The organism is Globicatella sanguinis, from assembly GCF_002847845.2.
GTDB classification, from domain to species: Bacteria; Bacillota; Bacilli; order Lactobacillales; family Aerococcaceae; genus Globicatella; species Globicatella sanguinis.
Genome location: NZ_CP126962.1, coordinates 175,475 through 193,318 on the forward strand (window position 1 = coordinate 175,475; position 17,844 = coordinate 193,318).

Below are 17,844 nucleotides of genomic sequence, written 5' to 3' on the forward strand. Positions count from 1 at the left end.
CTTTAAAGAAATATCTAAGCTTATATGATACAATAAATTATAATGATCTTTTATATTTAGGAGTTTAATTATGAGTTCAAATGCGTTCATTGAAGAAATAAAATTTAATAAAGAAGATTTAGATTTATTTATTGAAGAAACGAAATCTAAGAATGATAAAAACAGAGAATATTTATTAGAATATCCAACTGTTTATATCGCTAATCATAAAGAAAAAGACGAGTTTTATGTCTATGTCGGTGAAACAACTAATATTAATAAACGAACCCAACAACATTTATTAATTGATCCGAAAATTAGAGAAGATTGGAAAGCTTTATCGGAAGCAAAAAACTCTTCTATGTATATTATTGGACACAAATATTTTAACAAATCTTTAACTCTTGATATTGAAAATCGCTTAATGTTGTATTTATCAAGCGTTGAAAATGTAAAATCAGTCTATAATCGAAGAACTAATGAGCAAAATAAATATTATACTTCAAATAAATTAGATGAGGTTTTTTCCGAAATTTGGTTGAAGTTAAGAAGTAAAAATAAAAAACTGTTTCCTATGGAATCTGTCATTAAAGATTCTGCACTTTTCAAAGCTTCGCCATTTCATAAATTAACTAATGAACAACTAGAGGCTAAGATGGAAATTATCAATACTGTTGCCGAAATTTTCCAAAATAATACAACTGGTAATTTAATTATTGTTAATGGAGCAGCTGGTTCTGGCAAAACAGTTTTGTTAAGTAGTTTATTTTATGATTTATTTAACGATACAGAATTTCAATTAGAAAAACTGGAAAAAAACGCTTTAAACAATTACCTTTTGGTGAATCATGAGCAGTTACTAGTAGTATACGAGCAAATAGCAAGTAAGCTTAACATCTTAGGAAAGGATGTAAAACGCGTTTTAAAACCTACTCAGTTTATAAATAGAAATTCGGAGGAAAATAAAGCCGATATTGTGTTAATTGATGAGGCGCATTTACTTTGGACTCAAGGTAAACAATCATATCGCGGAAAAAATCAATTAATCGATATTATCAATAGGAGTAAAGTGACGATTGCTGTTTTTGATGAAGATCAAATTATGCAAACTAATCAGTATATGGAAAAAGATATTCAGCATTTAGTTCCTAAAACCAAACTACATAAAATTACATTAAAAAATCAAATGCGTATTAATGCTAGTTTAAAGACAATAGAATGGATTGAAAACTTTGCAAGGCATAACAAGATAGGGACAATGAATAAAGATGATTCATATGATTTGAGAGTTTTTGATTCTCCGGAAGAATTAGTTCAAGCGATTAAAGAAAGAAATTTTGATTCTAAGAAAGGAATATCTAGAACGATTGCTTCATTCGATTGGGAATATTCTTCTACTAAAAAACCAGAAAATACTGATTTTTGGATGGTGAAAATTGGTACTTGGGAGATGCCATGGAACTTACAGTTACAAGAATACGATAAAACTTTAAAAAAACAAAATAAGAATCGTTCATGGGCGGAACAGCCACACACTATAAATGAAGTGGGTTCTCATTATACTGTACAAGGGTTTGATTTGAATTATGCTGGTGTAATAATAGGACCATCCGTAAAATATAGAAATGGCAAAGTTATTATCGATCCTAACGAAAGTAAAAATAAACATGCAACTCAAAGACGTACCTTCTCAAACAATGAAAAGCGCCATGTTTCTGAAGAACTCATTCAAAATGAGTTGAATGTATTGTTAACACGCGGTGTAAATGGACTATATATCTATGCTGTTGATGAACAATTAAGAAATAAATTATTAGAAGTCTATCGGAATAGAGGAGAATAAATGGAAATCAACGAAATTATTAAAGAAATTAATCATTTTAGAGACGAGCGTAATTGGCGACAATATCATAACGAGAAAGATCTAGCAATTTCGATTAGTTTAGAAGCTAATGAACTATTAGAAATTTTTCAGTGGCGGTCGTCTGAGGAAGCAAAGGAAGAGTCGTTAGAGCACTTAAAAGAAGAAATTGCTGATGTTTTAATTTATACTTTAATGATGGCTGATAATTTGGATTTAGACGTAACGGATATTATCCGAGAAAAACTCATGAAAAATTGCGTTAAGTATCCAATTAGTCAAGCAAAGGGCAGCAATAAGAAATACACTGAGCTAGAAAACAATTAACTAATAGGGAAGCATTCGATTAATCCTCGGATGCTTTTTTATTTTATATTTTTCATTCAGTTTCTAGTATAAGGACTTTAAAGCATATTTTACAAAATTTTTAGACGAGTAGTAGACATTGTATATTATGTTAATATAGCTAAAGCTTAGGTAGTCTCGTAGCATGGACATTCGTCATTTCATCTTGGATCACCAGTTCCTAATCAATTTTTTGATGGTTTAAACAAAAATATTTTAGGTTGATCTTGTTTCAAATGGGTTATAGTGGCCTCTGGCTTTTTTTCCAGAAGTTCTAGAGTAATTCTATTACCCATTTCTCCTAATAGGAATGTAGAGTCCAGCTTTTTAATTATTGTCTCTGCATGATTGTTATAGATTTCTTTGACTGGAGATTGAATTTTTAATATTAATTTACTGATATATCTCATAAACAATTCTTCCAATCAAATTTTAGATTTGTAACAAAAACTCTTGTTTGATGTGGTAGATTTTTTATAAAATAGGAATAAATGGAAACAGTTTAATTACAGGATGATGAATCAAGGTCAGGAGTAAATTTTAAAGTATAATCTCTCTATACAAACTACAGAGGTCGGAATATGAGGACTTATGAAAGTAAGGAAGCTTTAAAAAATGAGATAAAGATAGCTTTTGAAAAATATATTTCAGAATTTGATAATATCCCAGAAGAATTAAAAGACAAAAGAGTGGTAGAAGTTGATAGAACGCCAGCAGAAAATCTTGCCTATCAAGTAGGTTGGACTTCTTTAATTTTAAAATGGGAACAAGATGAGAAAAATGGACTAGATGTTAAAACACCATCTGATCAATTTAAGTGGAATCAACTTGGAAACTTGTATCAATGGTTTACAGATACCTATGCTCATAAATCGTTAAAGGAACTAAAAGAACAACTATCACAGAATATAGAGGATATTTATATTCTGATAGATGAATTAACAGATGACGAATTGTTTAAACCACATATGAGAAAATGGGCCGACGGCGCAACAAAAACAGCTACTTGGGAAGTGTATAAATTCATTCATGTCAACACGGTAGTACCATTTGGAACTTTTAGAACGAAGATTAGAAAATGGAAAAAATCCGTAAATTTAAAAATAAGGAATTGAATTTTAATTGTACATGTTGTTTGTCCCAGATATGATATAACATTTGGGACAAAAGAGGCTTATAATGAGTTTATATACAGAAAAATATTAGACAAAATAAATAGTTTTAAAACAAATAAGGTTTTTTTGCCAATAATTTCTTAGATATTACATCTTATGACACAGCTGGGAAACCATTAAATAGAATGGTAAACGAAAGAATAGTTTAGCGTATTATTATTAGTTTTATTTACTATAAAGGAAATTATATTCAAGTCCATAATATTGTGTAAAAATAAATAGCACATTTTTTTATTCCATTTTTTCCTTAACGAATAACTAATTGCTGACAAGGTTCTGTAAAGGGGGAAAGCAAAGCGATCCTTGACAGGTTCTTAGAAGCAATTAAAATGTTGAAAGGGGGGAAAATTGAAGGATTACATTTGAATATATATTCTATCTGCTGTTAGCCACTCTTCGTCTTGATCGATTAAACGGTAAGCTGATTCAACATTAGGAAATATTCGAATGACTCTTTCCCGTCTTCTAACCTCTTCATTTAACCGTTCCAGACAATTGGTGCTTTTAAGTCGAAAATGAACAACCGATTCATTAAGACAGAACTTAAATCGTGATGACACCATTGTCGAACCTCTTCATCCAGTTGTTTCGTAAGGGAAGAGACAAATGATTTAGAATAGGTTTTTCCATATAAATTTTCAAAGGCTTTCGACATTTTTCTTGTAGAGACACCTTGGATATACATTTGTAATTGAATAATCAAATTTTTAATTCTTTATGTTCTTTAATAATTGCAATGAGTGCAAAAACTTGACACTATCAGTTTACAATTGTAAACTAGAATTATATCTTGAAACGTAATAAAAATGAAAGGCTCAAAATCAGTTCCAATTCATTCTTCTAAAGGGAAAATCAGCGAGGTATCTGGATTTCAGGAAAACAATGAGTACAGTAAATAGATTATTATAAATAATATAATTAAATGGAAGCTAACTATATTCAAAATTTTAATTGCCGCATAATCAAAAAAGACATAGGTGAGAATATATATTTCTCTACGACATGAAAAAGAGGGTATTGATGAAGTGGCAATGAATTTATTCTGCATATTTGCTACATATAAGTAGGAATAACATTATCGAATATCATGGAAGAAGCCAAACCTAATCAAGCAGTTCATAAAAATATATAAAAGATATTAAATGAAATGAAAACAGTGAGTTTGTTGTTGAAAAACTAAAAACGTTTTTGTTTCAGTCATCATATTTATTAGAGTTAAAAACTTTACTGCACTATTGATTATCTAAACAAGCTATTATTGATTCTGTACTAAGCAGAATATTATTTGACAATATAGCAGCTAAAAGGGAAAAGCTGCAAGAAAAGTTAAGAAACAACATTGGTAGGGGGTGGTATCAAGAGTCACCTATCTTTGCTCATTAAAATATCGTAATAGCGATTGGATTGGGTAGAGACTCGCACGGTTGAATTGGCGGATATTGTTCTTATGTATCATGAGGAATTAGCATAGCAATTATTACAAAAGAGCTCATAAAAAATGAAGAAAACATGACTGGCCATGTTGTTTTTATAATCAACATAATAAATTATTTATTTGAGAAGTTACGATTTGCTTTGGAAATACAAAGAGGTAGTGTGTTATCAAGACCTATTATTTAGGAATATGACATAATAACCAAGCAATGAGATTAATATTCGGGGTTTTTAATGAACTTCCCGATAGTCAAAAAGATCTTTAAATATATATTATATGGAGGATTAACATGAAAAATAACCAACAACATCATCATAATCACAAAGACCACATGGAACACAATTTTAACGAACATGAACCACGTCATAAGCATGAAGAATATGATAATCATGCTCACCATGGTCATCATGAAGTGCAAGTAGAAGAAGGATTGCATGCTCACCATGGTCATCATGACCATAGTGGGGGTGGACATGAACACCACCATCATGGAAATTTCAAAGAGCTCTTTTTAAAATCATTACCATTGGGAATTATTATTCTGATGCTGTCGCCTATGATGGGAGTTACGCTCCCATTTCAGTTCACTTTTCCATATTCAGATATTATTGTTTCCATATTATCCTCTATCTTGTTAATTTATGGCGGAAGACCATTTTATCAAGGTGCGTTAGAAGAATTTAAGCAAAAAGCACCCGGAATGATGTCACTGGTTTCTTTAGGGATATCTGTCTCCTATTTGTACAGTATTTACGCAGTAGTCGCTAAATATTTGACAGGGGAACACGTCATGGACTTTTTCTTTGAATTTGCGTCATTAATTTTGATTATGCTACTTGGACACTGGATTGAGATGAAAGCCATTGGGGAAGCTGGAGATGCTCAACAAGCACTTGCTGAATTATTACCAAAAGATGCGCACGTCGTACTTGACGATGACTCAATTGATACTCGGCCCGTTTCCGAATTAAAAGTAGGAGATATTGTTCGCGTACAGGCAGGGGAAAATGTGCCAGCAGACGGCATTATTAAGAGAGGAGAGTCCCGAGTTAATGAAGCTCTATTAACGGGAGAATCTAAGCCTATTGAAAAAAATGTGGGTGAAGAAGTTATAGGGGGCTCTACCAATGGTGAAGGTGTTTTATATGTAGAAGTACAGGAAACAGGAGATAAATCATTTATTTCTCAGGTTCAAGCGCTAATTGGACAAGCACAGAATCAACCTTCACGAGCTGAGAATATTGCCAACAAAGTGGCTGGTTGGTTATTTTACATTGCGGTCATTGCTGCAGTAATTGCTTTTATATATTGGATGTTGACAACCGATGTACAAACTGCCATCATTTTTATGGTTACAACATTAGTGATCGCCTGTCCGCACGCTTTAGGTTTAGCGATTCCTTTGGTCGTTGCACGAAGCACTAGTTTAGGAGCTAGCCGAGGTTTGCTAGTTAAAGACCGAGAAGCATTGGAATTAGCTACAAACGCAGACGTTATGATTTTAGACAAAACCGGTACATTAACATCCGGTGAATTTAAAGTATTGAATGTTGACTTGTTAAGTGAGCATTATACTAAAGAGGAAGTTATAGCTCTTATGGCCGGAATCGAAGGCGGATCGAGTCATCCAATTGCTCAATCCATTATTAGACATGCCGAGCAACAAGGTGTAACCCCTGTAACGTTTGATTCCATTGATGTTATCTCAGGTGCTGGTGTGAAAGGTGAGGCCAATGGTCATCGCTATGAATTAATTAGTCAAAAAGCATTCGGGCAAAACTTAGATATTGATGTTCCTAAAGGGGCGACAATTAGTATATTGGTTGATAACGGACAAGCTATCGGTGCAGTAGCTTTGGGAGACGAATTGAAACCTTCGAGCAAGGAGCTCATTCAAGTCTTGAAAGAACAAGGAATTACCCCTCTGATGGCTACTGGCGATAATGAAAAAGCAGCGCAAGGAGCTGCTGAAGCTCTAGGAATTGAATATAAAGCGAATCAATCTCCACAAGATAAGTATGAATTGGTAGAAAAATTTAAAAGACAAGGACAAACCGTTATTATGGTTGGTGATGGAGTTAACGATGCACCATCTCTTGCATTAGCAGATGTGGGAATCGCTGTTGGAGCTGGAACACAAGTAGCACTGGATTCAGCTGATGTTGTTCTAATGCAGTCAGACCCTGGCGATATCGAGTCATTTATTGAATTAGCTAATAATACAACTAGCAAAATGAAGCAAAACCTTGTTTGGGGAGCCGGCTATAACTTTCTTGCAATACCTATTGCAGCGGGTATCCTTGCACCATTTGGCATTACTCTAAGCCCTGCAGTCGGAGCAGTTTTGATGTCCTTGTCAACAGTTATCGTTGCAATTAATGCTATGACTTTAAAACTAGATAAAAAATAATTTTTATCAAGTGAAGTATGACTAAATAGTTACATCTTTAATAAGGAATAAAACTTTCTATAATTTTTAAGTAAAAAGCAGATGGGCTGGTATACATTCGATAAGGTTTGAATGTATATCAGCCCGTTTTGTTTCACATACTGATTAAAATGAATTAATTTCATGTCCAAAACATTGTGTAAAATTAACAAGTACAATATTAACTTCATATTTTATCCTAATTACTTACTATTTGTGAAAGGTTCTTTCAAGGGAACAGTAAAGATCACACATCACTTTCAAAATATTATTGCTTGTAAAAGATATTTTTAGGAATTAGATTTAATCTTAGATTAGTAAGTACTAGGTTACAAAGAATAAGAACCTTGGCTAGAAAAATCAAAGAGCACCCAAGATAATTTCAATAAACAAGTTATGAAAAAGGCAGAAATCATTTTAAGGGATGAATTATTAAAAGCTTTAGAACAAGATTATAATAACGTGGACCTGGCATTTTCAATTGATATTATTGATTCATAACAATTCTGTGTAAATATCAATTTTATCTAAATATTATTCATGTTGCTTGTGAAATGAATTAAAGATTATAATTCAAAAACGAATTTTATTTTGATTATTTTCATTCACAATACCGTGTCTCGTTTTGAGACATTTCTTGGTTAATTATTAAGATTTTATCAAGATTTGAGATTATTTTTTCAAAATTTTATGAAAATGAAAATAACACTCGAAAAAGGCTGTTTTCGTGTCTCATTTTGAGACACCATGAAAATTTCTGAAAACAAAAAGTTGTCAATATTTATCACTTTTAGTACTTTTGTTATGTTTGGAATGCTTACATTGTTCACTTCCATTTCATATGAAAATATCTAGAGTCATTTTGAAAAATGAAACTTTGTGAAAAAAACTATTCAAAAACCACGTCACCTTTGTAAGCCGAGATTTTTATTTTATCTTCTGTTTTATACATGCGATTTGAAAGTGCCGTGCCATCCAAGTAAATCACGACCATCTCATTTTCTTTCACAATGGTGATTTTATGTTCATCAGTATGACGATTAATAGGAATCGCATTAACTGCATTATTATAACTATCAACACCTAAAGCTCGATAAGTATAATAGGAATATTTGGACTCAAAATCTAAGACAATATGATTATCTTTCGAAAAACTTACTGTGACTAATTTTGTATTATCATCTCACTAAGGGGGAAGCGATATAATGAATGTATAAAGGCCATATTTATCAAAATTATTTTTCTTACAATATGCTGTTCATGATCAAATCGAACCAAATCTGAATTGTCTATTGTCTCAGAAGCGAGATTATTAGGGCGTAGACAAGAGTAGACAATTCGATTATTTCGCACATCGTCTAATCCAACAATAACGAATAAAAACACCTTGTTTGATTGTTTTTTTCGTTTGAGCTAACGGGTATGGTGAATAAGTTATCAAAATAATCTCTAATTCGCAGTTGAATGTCACTCAGCCATTTGATTTATATCTAGGCCAAACCATTGTCTAATCTCTCAATTAAAAGCAGATGCTCAAGGAGGAAATCATATAAACGCTGATTCTTTTTTTAATCGTTTAATTTATATCACGGTATTTTTTATCCTAGGTCTGTTGTTTAGAAAATCAGCCAATAAACAAACAACACCTTGGGTTAGAACGCTTAGTCGTATAATCGTTTTAGCTTTTTAAGCGATAGGTATTATTTCGCTTCTAATATTCGCTATCTTTGCAAGCGAAGTTGATTTATTAAAGAGGTTTTTAGCGTTGATATTCGCTGGCTTTATACTTTGGCATACCCTTAATACTTTAGGAAGTTTCAAAAATTAATTTTTTACCGATTGTCTTTCCATTGAGATAACATAAAACGCAAAAAAGACAATCTATTTACCTATATTTTAGCTAATACCATTCAATCATTCCATACAAAATAAAAGAAGCTTTAGAAGAATAACAAAATCTTCTAGAGCTTCTTTTAACTATTCATTATTATTGTGGTTGACTCGTGGTGTCAGTGCTTTCTGTTTGTTCTGGCGCAGTAATTTCAGGTGCATAATCGACATTTTCGATATAGTCACCGGAAGCATTCCATAATAAGTACTCATAAACACCATTATCAGCTAAAGCATTAATTTGCGCTTGTACTTCTGCATCACCATAGAAAGAGTGGTCAGAGAAGTTTTGTAACCATGGTCGAGTCGTAACAGGGTTATTTACATGTTCTAATAATTGTTTTTCCGATAACATATACTCATTAATCAAGTCATATGGTTGGAGGTCAGGGTTTTCTAAGCCAAAGAAACCGACATTCCAGTGTGAAGGGTAAACCATTGAGGAAATAACATCGACTTGGTCGGCAATTCCTGCAAAGTTTTGCCCGATACCACGAACATCTTCGGAATTATTAGCAATGGCTGTATAACCAAAGACATCGGCGCTGACATCAACACCATAGGGTGCTAATTTTTCTTTTGCATACGCTAAAAACTCCGTAATGGCCGCAATTCGTTCTTCACCTTTATCGTTAGGATCTTCGGAAATATAGTTTTCAAAGCGTCCTTTAGGATAGGTTAAGTATTCTTCTTCATACATAAAGGCATCAGAAAAACGAACGTAGTCAAATTGAACCTCTTTAAAGCCCATTTTAGCTGCTTCAATCGCAACGGCCACATTATAATCCCATGTTTCTTGTAAGAAAGGATTAGTAAAGTAGTCTTCACCGTCCGGCGTCCAAATTTCACCATCTTCTGTTTGGAATGATAGTTCAGGATGTGATGAGGCTAAAAAGTTGTCTTTAAAGGTAACAATCCGAGCAATCGGATAAATATTGTTTTGTTCAAAGGTTTTGAGTACTTCTTTATAATCAGCTAATCCTACGACGTTTTCATTAACCATGGGATTATCTGATTCTAAGATTGGTAGAATTTGACCAGAGTCATCTTTAAAGTCTAACACCGCACTGTTTAATGCTGTCGAATTTAATTTATCGATGCTTTCTTGGAAATACTCAGTATTGACCACACAATCAATGGGCAAATAAATACCTTTAACGCCTTCTTTAGGATAGCTAATATTAATGCCACTATCATAGAAAAGGGAAGAGGGCAGGTCATCGGGTCTTGTTAAAATATTGCTTTTATTAATAACGAGACCTTCATAACGATTTCCCTGATTTTGTTTGCGGCGACTACTAAAGTCACTAATGGTCTGGGCGTCTAATTTACTTTCAACTGTCGGTAACTCTGTATAGGTCGGGGTTGATGTTTGATTTTGTGCTTGATTACAACCACTTGCTAGAAGGATGATCGCTGTAATGCTTAATAATCGTTTTGTATTCATGTTAACACCTCTATTTCGCTTCCTGTAAAGTCACAATCTTTACTTTAGTGTCGACTAATAATCCATTCAACGGCTCAAAGTGTTTCAATAAGGCATCTAAATAATAGAGATTGTCTTGTGACAAGGTATTAATATTATCAAATACTTTAAAGAAAGAATTATAATCCACATTAGGATTACCGATTGATTGAAACGTTTGGGCTTCTAGATCAAGATTAGGAAGATAATTACCCGTGTAAGTCGATAAATCTGTTTGCAGATTGGTAATCATCGTTGCTAATTTATCAAAGTCACCACTCGGCAAGTTCTGATTCTTTTTCGTACTTTCCAATTCCGGTACCAAACTGTTTAATTCTTTCATCGCATCATTCATATTGTTTAAATGCGTCTTACGTTCAGAAATATTTTGCATCACCAAGATGTCATCTTGATTAAAATACTCTAAATTATTGTTGGCATTGGCTAAATCTTCTTCAAAATCTGATTGAAGGGTGTTTTCTAAATTTTGAACTTCATAAAGTTCATTGACGATTTTCGTCACTTGGTCTTGCATTAATCCAATTGTGTTACTCGCTCTTTCAAGAGAATTGTCACAGCCAGCTACAAATAGCGTTAAAACGACCGTTAGTAGAAAAGGTTTTATCTTCTTCATAAAGTCTCCTTAATAAAAAGTCTTAAATACATGACTTTTCACCTAAAATTAAGTATAATAAACGTTGTATGCTTATTATTATACCAAATATAAAAGCATTTTCACAAGGAGGACACCATGATAATTGGACTTTGCATTGCATTTTTTATTGTTATTATTGACCAATTAGTTAAATATTGGACAATCAACCAAATTGATTTACATAGTTCATTACCAGGGGTACCCAAAGTATTTGATTTTTATTACTTACGTAACACAGGTGCCGGTTGGGGAATACTTTCTGGAAAAATGAATTTATTCTATGTTGCCACCATCTTAATCCTAATATATTTAGTATATTTACTTTATAAGACTACACCACAACAACGACTTAGTCAAATAGCATACGGTTTGTTGATTGGTGGTGCCTTAGGTAATTTTATCGATCGCTTGTTAAATGGCTATGTCGTCGACATGTTCCGTTTATTATTTATTGATTTCCCTGTATTCAATGTCGCAGATATGGCATTGACATTTGGTGTCATCATTTTAATGATTGTTATTTTATTTGAATTAGAAAAAGAAGGAGCGTATGATGTCACAAATATTTAATTTACAAGGGGAAACAGGACGTTTAGATAAAGTCTTGACGACCTTATTACCGAGCGAAAGTCGCTCAACGATCCAAAAACTAATTAAACAAGATTTAGTCCAAGTCAATGGGGAAGTTGCGAAAGCTAATCTTAAATTAGAAGGTCACGAGACCATTACCATTGTCATCCCTGAAGTTGAAGAACCAGAGGAAGAAAAGTTAAAAGCAGAAGACATTCCCTTAGATATTGTTTATGAAGATGAAGACTTAGTCGTCATCAATAAAGCAGCAGGCATGGTGGTTCATCCTTCAAAAGGGCATCATTCAGGCACGCTTGTTAATGCTTTACTATATTATTTGGGGCATAATTTAGCCTATCCAGATGATACTACACGTCCTGGATTAGTGCATCGCATTGATAAAGATACTTCTGGTTTAATAGTAGTCGCTAAAAACAATGCAGCGCATCATTTACTAAGTGAGCAATTAGCGGATCATTCAATGGGAAGAACCTATTATGCATTGGTTCATGGCACCATTAAAGAACCCGAAGGTACGATTGAAGTGCCCTTGAGACGTGATCCGAGTAATCGATTAAGATGGTCTGTTCAACCAGATGGCAAGTACGCTTTAACCCATTTTAAAGTTTTACAACGTTATACCGATTCAACACTCGTTGAATTACAGTTAGCAACAGGACGTACTCATCAAATTAGAGTTCATATGGAATATATTGGGCACCCATTAGTAGGGGACCCTGTTTACCGCATCGGTGTCGGTCAAATGCGAGGGGCGTTGACACGATTAACCGATGGACAATTATTACATGCCAAAGAAATTCATCTTAAACATCCTATTAGCGATCAATCAATGAGTTTTGAAGTTCCGTTGCCAGAGCATTTCGAAGACATATTAAGAACATTAACGCCCCTAGAGTAAGGAGGTATCGTTATGATTGCTAATGATAAGATTTTAGAAAAAATCCGCAATCTACTCGAATTAGCCGAAGATGGCGGCAATGACGAGGAAAGTCAGACGGCTTTGATTATGGCGCAGAAATTAATGCTGAAACATAAAATTTCGCAAAATGAATTAAGTAAGTCAGACAAAAAAGAAATCGTCCTACGTTCATTATCGGTTTATAAGCGTTTATATTGGTGGGAAAAGTCATTAGCGATGGTCATTGCTGATAATTTTAGAGTGATGTTATACGTACAAAGTAATCGTCTCCCTCATCAAGCTTCAACCGTACGTAAAATTGTCTTTATGGGGTTTCCAGAAGATACTGATTTAGCTTATGAAATATTTCATTTAGCAGCTGATAGCATGCGTTATCATGCGAGTAATCATTTAAAAGCGATTCAAAAGGAAAATAAAAATGTAGCTCAAGTAGAGTTACGTAAAGCTTATTACAAAGGGTTTATCGATGGTTTAGAAGAAAAATTTGCGGCCCAACGTGAAGAAATGCAAACTGAAAATGATGCCTATGCACTCGTGATTCAAGTGCCAGATGAAGTAAAAAAAGCCTTTCGAAACCAAGTAGGAGGCCAAAAATTATCGTATAAAGCGCCACGCTACACGAAAGCAGATGCTGCCTATTCGGAAGGGTATATTAAAGGGAATACCGTGAGTTTAAACCGCCATTATTTGGAGAATCATGAGTCATAATATGGATAATCATCAAATAGATGCCCGCCTAGGGATTCAGACTCATCACCTAATTGAACAAGAATTTGGCGATCACTTTTGGCATTATCATCGAACAGAATCAACCGATTATTATGTCCTTGATCATCTCTTTCGTGAGTTTAAGTTTAGCGCAACCGATCAATTAGTGGATATGGGTAGTGGCACCGGTCGTGTATTGATTTATTCGGCTTATAAATTGGAAATTCCAGTTGTGGGGGTTGAATTCATACCAGCTGCTTTTGATATTGCTCAGCGCAATATTTTGGCCTTAAATGAAAAAATGGGTCAACAATATCCCATCACGATTTTGAATCAACCGGTGGAAGAGTATCAAATCTCAAGTCGTGATACAGTCTTTTACTTTTTCAATCCTTTTCAATTGGTCATTATGCGCCCGGTTATCTATGGTATTATGCAATCGGTAGTGGCCTTTCCAAGAAAAATAACCTTGATATATTATTATCCACTTGATAGCTGTATTCAATTTATTGAAGAAAAAACTGACTTTCAATTAAAAAAGACGATTTTATTACCCGGAAATCAACAAGATCCACGAGAAAAAATCGTCATCTATCAAAATAACCTTTAAGAACGTGCAGTCTTTTATTTTCCTGAAAATAGGAAAGTAGAGAAAATGCTAGCCATAATCAAAATAAAGTTCGACAAGTTCTTGATAAGCGCAGTGGGTGGGCGCTCTCAAACGGCGTCTTAATGACTTGTTTGATACCTACTCAACTGTGCGGGGGTGAACAGACAAAGCGAAAATCATTTGATTTTCTACTTCTTGCCCACTCTCATTTTACGTCTTTTACTAATAGTAAGGGACGTTTTTTTAATCAAATTCGTATAATTGAGGGTATAAGTGACATTGGGGATTACGCGGATGACAAATCTCTCGTCCAAAATAAATCATCGCTTGATGAGCTTTCAGCCATAATTCAGGTGGGAGTACATCGCATACTCTCTTTTCAACTTCTAAGGCAGTGGCTGATTTTTTAACAATGTCATGATGTTTACAGATGCGGGTGACATGAGTATCAACAGCAAATGCCGGAATGCCAAAACCGACACTTAGTACAACATTGGCTGTTTTACGACCAACTCCAGATAAACTCATTAATTCTGCTCGCGTTTGTGGGACTTCGCCATTGAAATTCTCGACTAATTGTTTACCACATTCATGTAAAAATCGGGCTTTATTGCGATAGAGTCCTAAAGTAGCGATATAGGGCTCGATTTCACTTGGGGGCACTGAAGCCAACGCTTTTGGTGTTGGAAATCGTTCAAACAGGGCAGGGGTTACTTTATTGACTGCCACATCAGTTGTTTGAGCACTTAAAGTAACGGCCACCACTAATTCAAACGGATTGGTAAAATCTAAACTAGGTGGGACATCAGGATATAGGGCAATAATTTCTTCAATTACTTTTCTTGCGCGTTTTTTTGATAAAACCATTATGACTCCTTTAAAAATAATCTTATCTTTTTTATTTATATTTGAGGTATATTCTCATTTTTTTGCACTTTATACATTATAAGTTATATAAAATAGTATAAAAAGGCAGGTGAGAATAAGGCCATTCACTTACCTATATTCTCACCCTTAGCACGTTTTGTCAATAATGCTTATTTTTCTTCAGGATACTTAAACCCATGTTGTGCTCGCACTGTATCCATTAAACGCATGACAACTAATGAATCCTCTAAAGATACAATGTCTGATTCAATTTTACCTTGTTCAATTAAATGAATCACTTCGCGCAATTGGAAGTCAAAGCCACCATTATCAGCGGGTCTTTGATAAGTTTCGACTAATTGATTATCTTGGTCATACAGACGCATCACATCAATATGATTAGAACCCTCAATTCTGAACATTCCTTTATCACCAATAATTAAGACATCGGTGTAGCGCATAGTTGCCATTGTTGTTAACATTTGAGCCATCCGTCCATCTGGAAAGGTGAGGGTAATGGCGGTAGTACGATCAACTCCTTCATCGGTTAAATCCATTGAGGAGCTAACAGTGGCATAATCATTACCAAACATTTGCAACACAAAATGAACATTATAGACCCCTAAGTCTAACAAGGCACCGCCAGCTAAATCCGGACGATACATTCTTTCCTTATCTTCAAGCAATGCGCCGTGATTAGATTGAATTAAACGCGGCGTCCCAATCACACCTTCATCTAGCATTTGTTTTAATTTTAATTGCAGTGGCATAAAGCGACTCCAAATGGCTTCCATAAAGGTAACTTGTTTTTCATGGGCTAATTTGATTAATTCAGCTAATTGATTGGCATTAATCGTAATAGCTTTTTCACAAAGAACATGTTTACCATGATTCATCGCTAATTTACAATGTTCATAATGGAAGTTATGAGTCGTTGCGACATAGACTAATTCAACTTCAGGGTCTTCCACTAATTCTAAATAGGATCCATACGCTTTTTCAAAATCAAACTCATCAGCAAATGCCTGTGCTCGCGTTAAATCACGTGCGGCTACAGCATACGCTGTTGCTTTTTCTTCACAATTAATCGTATGTGCCATTTTACGCGCAATATTTCCAGCACCAATAATACCTACTTTTACCATCTAAAAAACCACCTTCAATTAATAATAACTCTATTATAAACTATTCATAATTAATAGTAAAAAAGAATGAAAGTGTTTTAATGAGGAAATGGTAATCATGGCTACAACACTACTAATAATACAGTTCAATAGGGGCTGGGCATAAGATTGATAAATTTAGTTGGATTATTGTTCGATAATAAAAAGCGCAGTGGTTGAATGGCCTCAAACTACGTCTAAATGACTTGTTTGAGACCTACTTAACTGTCCACTCCCCACTATGTGGGGGTGAATAGACTAGCGAAAACTATTCAATTTTCTACTTCTGCTCCACTCTCAAAAAAAGACTAATAATCAACTGTGAGAAGGGGAGTAGAAACCCTTGTACAATTGATTATTAGTCATCATTAAATATATTCCTTATAAAATTGTGTGTAGGAGGAAGGAATATGATTTAAATCAGTTTATTAAACACCGGAGTAGGCAGCAAAACCACCATCAATCGGTAAAAAAACACCATTAACAAAACTTGCTAAGTTTTCGTCGGCTAAGAAGAAAGTACCACCGACTAGTTCCTCCGCTTCTCCAAAGCGACACATTTGGGTATTGGTTAAGATTTTGTTAGCACATGCAGTTGGAGTGCCATCTTCATTAAATAATAAACCACAGCTGACAATGGTGAGGAAATTTTTGAAAAATTAAACAAACAAATTAAAGAAAAGCAAATGACGACTCGTTATTTTATTAATCAATCAAATGTCGCTCTAATTGGTACGACCGATAGTCCAGAAGATTCTTTAGAATTCCATCAACAAATTGCTGAGGACGATTCCTTCAAAACAAAAGTCGTTCCTTCATTTAGACCAGATAAAGCTTTAAAAGTGAACGATCCAACGTTTAATGAATATGTGCAATTAATTGGTAAAGTAGCTGATAAAAAGGTCAATCATTATCAAGATTTTGTTGATGCTTTAGCTCAACGTATCGCATTCTTTGATTCAGTGGGAACTGTTGCTTCAGACCATGCTTTAGAAGAAGTCAATTATGTCGGAGCGACTAATGAAGAAATAGAGTCAATTTTTGCCAAAGGATTAAATGTGGACACACTCACTGTACAAGAAGTGAACCAATATACTAGTCGTTTATTAGTCGATTTAGCAAAACTTTATGCGGATTATGATTGGGCGATGCAAATTCATTTTGGTGCTTTACGTAATAATAATACTAAAATGTTTGAAACATTAGGACCTGATACTGGATTTGACTCTATTCGTGACTCGAGTAATGATGCAAGTGGATTAAACCGATTATTTGACGCAATGAATCAAAATAATGGATTACCTAAGATGATTATATACCCATTGAATCCAACGCAATATGATGTTATTGGCAGTGCTTTAGCTAACTTCCAAAGTAATGATAAAGGCATCAAATCTAAATTACAATTAGGTTCTGGTTGGTGGTTTAATGATACCGAACGTGGGATGCGTGCTCAAATGGCTGCTTTAGCTGATCAAGGACTTTTAATGAATTTTGTCGGTATGTTAACCGATTCAAGAAGTTTCTTATCGTATCCACGTCATGAATACTTCCGTCGTATTTTGTGCCAATTTATCGGTGAACAAGTCGATGCAGGTAAAATTCCTAATGATGAATCATTATTGAAGACTTTAGTTCAAAATATTTGTTACTACAATGCCGTAAATTACTTCACCAAAAATACGGATAAATAATTAGCTGTCGTTGTTTAGATAAATGACGAGCTGACGAAAGTTTAACGAAGAGATAAGAG

General features: G+C 34.1%; 13 protein-coding genes and 3 pseudogenes. 9 read left to right on the forward strand and 7 right to left on the reverse strand.

Annotated features, from left to right (window positions below):
• Nucleotides 1-70: 70 nt before the first annotated feature.
• The 3 genes from CYJ72_RS00680 to CYJ72_RS00690 all read left to right on the forward strand — a co-directional run bounded on the left by CYJ72_RS00680 (nucleotide 71) and on the right by CYJ72_RS00690 (nucleotide 3,300).
• Entirely contained in the window at nucleotides 71-1,822 is a 1,752-nt protein-coding gene (locus CYJ72_RS00680) for a DUF2075 domain-containing protein (protein WP_284630136.1), read from the forward strand.
• Nucleotides 1,823-2,167 carry a nucleotide pyrophosphohydrolase gene (locus tag CYJ72_RS00685; RefSeq protein ID WP_066126189.1) on the forward strand — a complete coding sequence of 115 codons (345 nt, stop codon included), beginning with the start codon at nucleotides 1,823-1,825 and terminating at the stop codon, nucleotides 2,165-2,167.
• Between the two features lie 599 nt (nucleotides 2,168-2,766).
• Complete coding sequence (locus tag CYJ72_RS00690; protein ID WP_284630137.1) at nucleotides 2,767-3,300, forward strand: ClbS/DfsB family four-helix bundle protein; 534 nt, start codon at nucleotides 2,767-2,769, stop codon at nucleotides 3,298-3,300.
• Nucleotides 3,301-3,716: 416 nt separating this feature from the next.
• Here the strand turns inward: CYJ72_RS00690 and CYJ72_RS00695 are convergent.
• Together CYJ72_RS00695 and CYJ72_RS00700 are read right to left on the reverse strand one after the other, a co-directional pair.
• Nucleotides 3,717-3,878 (reverse strand): annotated as a pseudogene (locus CYJ72_RS00695) (transposase); the annotation flags it as partial.
• A complete protein-coding gene (locus tag CYJ72_RS00700) occupies nucleotides 3,839-4,045 on the reverse strand; it encodes a transposase (RefSeq protein ID WP_348651915.1) in 207 nt (68 codons plus the stop codon). The gene CYJ72_RS00700 and the pseudogene CYJ72_RS00695, both read right to left, overlap by 40 nt.
• 1,039 nt (nucleotides 4,046-5,084) lie before the next feature.
• Here CYJ72_RS00700 and CYJ72_RS00705 point away from each other — a divergent pair.
• On the forward strand, nucleotides 5,085-7,205 hold the full coding sequence (locus tag CYJ72_RS00705; protein ID WP_284630139.1) for a heavy metal translocating P-type ATPase: 2,121 nt from the start codon (nucleotides 5,085-5,087) through the stop codon (nucleotides 7,203-7,205).
• 2,005 nt (nucleotides 7,206-9,210) lie between these two features.
• Here the strand turns inward: CYJ72_RS00705 and CYJ72_RS00710 are convergent.
• Together CYJ72_RS00710 and CYJ72_RS00715 are read right to left on the reverse strand one after the other, a co-directional pair.
• Entirely contained in the window at nucleotides 9,211-10,560 is a 1,350-nt protein-coding gene (locus tag CYJ72_RS00710) for a putative glycoside hydrolase (protein ID WP_284630140.1), read from the reverse strand.
• A gap of 10 nt (nucleotides 10,561-10,570) precedes the next feature.
• On the reverse strand, nucleotides 10,571-11,212 hold the full coding sequence (locus tag CYJ72_RS00715) for a YkyA family protein (protein WP_066126195.1): 642 nt from the start codon (nucleotides 11,210-11,212) through the stop codon (nucleotides 10,571-10,573).
• A gap of 117 nt (nucleotides 11,213-11,329) precedes the next feature.
• Between CYJ72_RS00715 and lspA the strand changes: the two genes are divergently transcribed.
• The 4 genes from lspA to CYJ72_RS00735 are packed head-to-tail and all read left to right on the forward strand — an operon-like array spanning nucleotide 11,330 to nucleotide 14,061.
• A complete protein-coding gene (lspA, locus tag CYJ72_RS00720) occupies nucleotides 11,330-11,803 on the forward strand; it encodes a signal peptidase II (RefSeq protein ID WP_284630141.1) in 474 nt (157 codons plus the stop codon).
• Nucleotides 11,787-12,722 (forward strand): RluA family pseudouridine synthase, encoded by a 936-nt coding sequence (locus CYJ72_RS00725; RefSeq protein ID WP_284630142.1) that lies wholly within the window; start codon nucleotides 11,787-11,789, stop codon nucleotides 12,720-12,722. Before lspA ends, CYJ72_RS00725 begins: the two co-directional genes overlap by 17 nt.
• A gap of 12 nt (nucleotides 12,723-12,734) precedes the next feature.
• On the forward strand, nucleotides 12,735-13,451 hold the full coding sequence (locus CYJ72_RS00730; RefSeq protein ID WP_284630143.1) for a DUF2786 domain-containing protein: 717 nt from the start codon (nucleotides 12,735-12,737) through the stop codon (nucleotides 13,449-13,451).
• 1 nt (nucleotide 13,452) lies between these two features.
• Complete coding sequence (locus CYJ72_RS00735) at nucleotides 13,453-14,061, forward strand: class I SAM-dependent methyltransferase (protein WP_066126203.1); 609 nt, start codon at nucleotides 13,453-13,455, stop codon at nucleotides 14,059-14,061.
• A gap of 243 nt (nucleotides 14,062-14,304) precedes the next feature.
• Here the strand turns inward: CYJ72_RS00735 and nth are convergent, their stop codons facing one another.
• From nth to CYJ72_RS00750, 3 genes and pseudogenes are all read right to left on the reverse strand, one after another.
• Entirely contained in the window at nucleotides 14,305-14,928 is a 624-nt protein-coding gene (gene nth, locus CYJ72_RS00740) for an endonuclease III (protein ID WP_066126063.1), read from the reverse strand.
• A gap of 170 nt (nucleotides 14,929-15,098) precedes the next feature.
• Nucleotides 15,099-16,073 carry a Gfo/Idh/MocA family protein gene (locus CYJ72_RS00745; protein ID WP_066126064.1) on the reverse strand — a complete coding sequence of 325 codons (975 nt, stop codon included), beginning with the start codon at nucleotides 16,071-16,073 and terminating at the stop codon, nucleotides 15,099-15,101.
• A 446-nt stretch (nucleotides 16,074-16,519) separates the two neighbouring features.
• Nucleotides 16,520-16,714: pseudogene (locus tag CYJ72_RS00750) on the reverse strand (D-mannonate oxidoreductase); the annotation flags it as partial.
• Between the two features lie 15 nt (nucleotides 16,715-16,729).
• Between CYJ72_RS00750 and uxaC the strand changes: the two are divergent.
• Nucleotides 16,730-17,785: pseudogene (gene uxaC / locus CYJ72_RS00755) on the forward strand (glucuronate isomerase); the annotation flags it as partial.
• Nucleotides 17,786-17,844 lie beyond the last annotated feature (59 nt).

Excerpts from the sequence above, each read along its gene's own strand:
- CYJ72_RS00680 (WP_284630136.1), top strand. The coding sequence starts at position 71 with ATGAGTTCAAATGCGTTCATTGAAGAAATAAAATTTAATAAAGAAGAT.
- CYJ72_RS00685 (WP_066126189.1), top strand. The coding sequence starts at position 1,823 with ATGGAAATCAACGAAATTATTAAAGAAATTAATCATTTTAGAGACGAG.
- CYJ72_RS00690 (WP_284630137.1), top strand. The coding sequence starts at position 2,767 with ATGAGGACTTATGAAAGTAAGGAAGCTTTAAAAAATGAGATAAAGATA.
- CYJ72_RS00700 (WP_348651915.1), bottom strand. The coding sequence starts at position 4,045 with ATGTATATCCAAGGTGTCTCTACAAGAAAAATGTCGAAAGCCTTTGAA.
- CYJ72_RS00705 (WP_284630139.1), top strand. The coding sequence starts at position 5,085 with ATGAAAAATAACCAACAACATCATCATAATCACAAAGACCACATGGAA.
- CYJ72_RS00710 (WP_284630140.1), bottom strand. The coding sequence starts at position 10,560 with ATGAATACAAAACGATTATTAAGCATTACAGCGATCATCCTTCTAGCA.
- CYJ72_RS00715 (WP_066126195.1), bottom strand. The coding sequence starts at position 11,212 with ATGAAGAAGATAAAACCTTTTCTACTAACGGTCGTTTTAACGCTATTT.
- lspA (WP_284630141.1), top strand. The coding sequence starts at position 11,330 with ATGATAATTGGACTTTGCATTGCATTTTTTATTGTTATTATTGACCAA.
- CYJ72_RS00725 (WP_284630142.1), top strand. The coding sequence starts at position 11,787 with ATGTCACAAATATTTAATTTACAAGGGGAAACAGGACGTTTAGATAAA.
- CYJ72_RS00730 (WP_284630143.1), top strand. The coding sequence starts at position 12,735 with ATGATTGCTAATGATAAGATTTTAGAAAAAATCCGCAATCTACTCGAA.
- CYJ72_RS00735 (WP_066126203.1), top strand. The coding sequence starts at position 13,453 with ATGGATAATCATCAAATAGATGCCCGCCTAGGGATTCAGACTCATCAC.
- nth (WP_066126063.1), bottom strand. The coding sequence starts at position 14,928 with ATGGTTTTATCAAAAAAACGCGCAAGAAAAGTAATTGAAGAAATTATT.
- CYJ72_RS00745 (WP_066126064.1), bottom strand. The coding sequence starts at position 16,073 with ATGGTAAAAGTAGGTATTATTGGTGCTGGAAATATTGCGCGTAAAATG.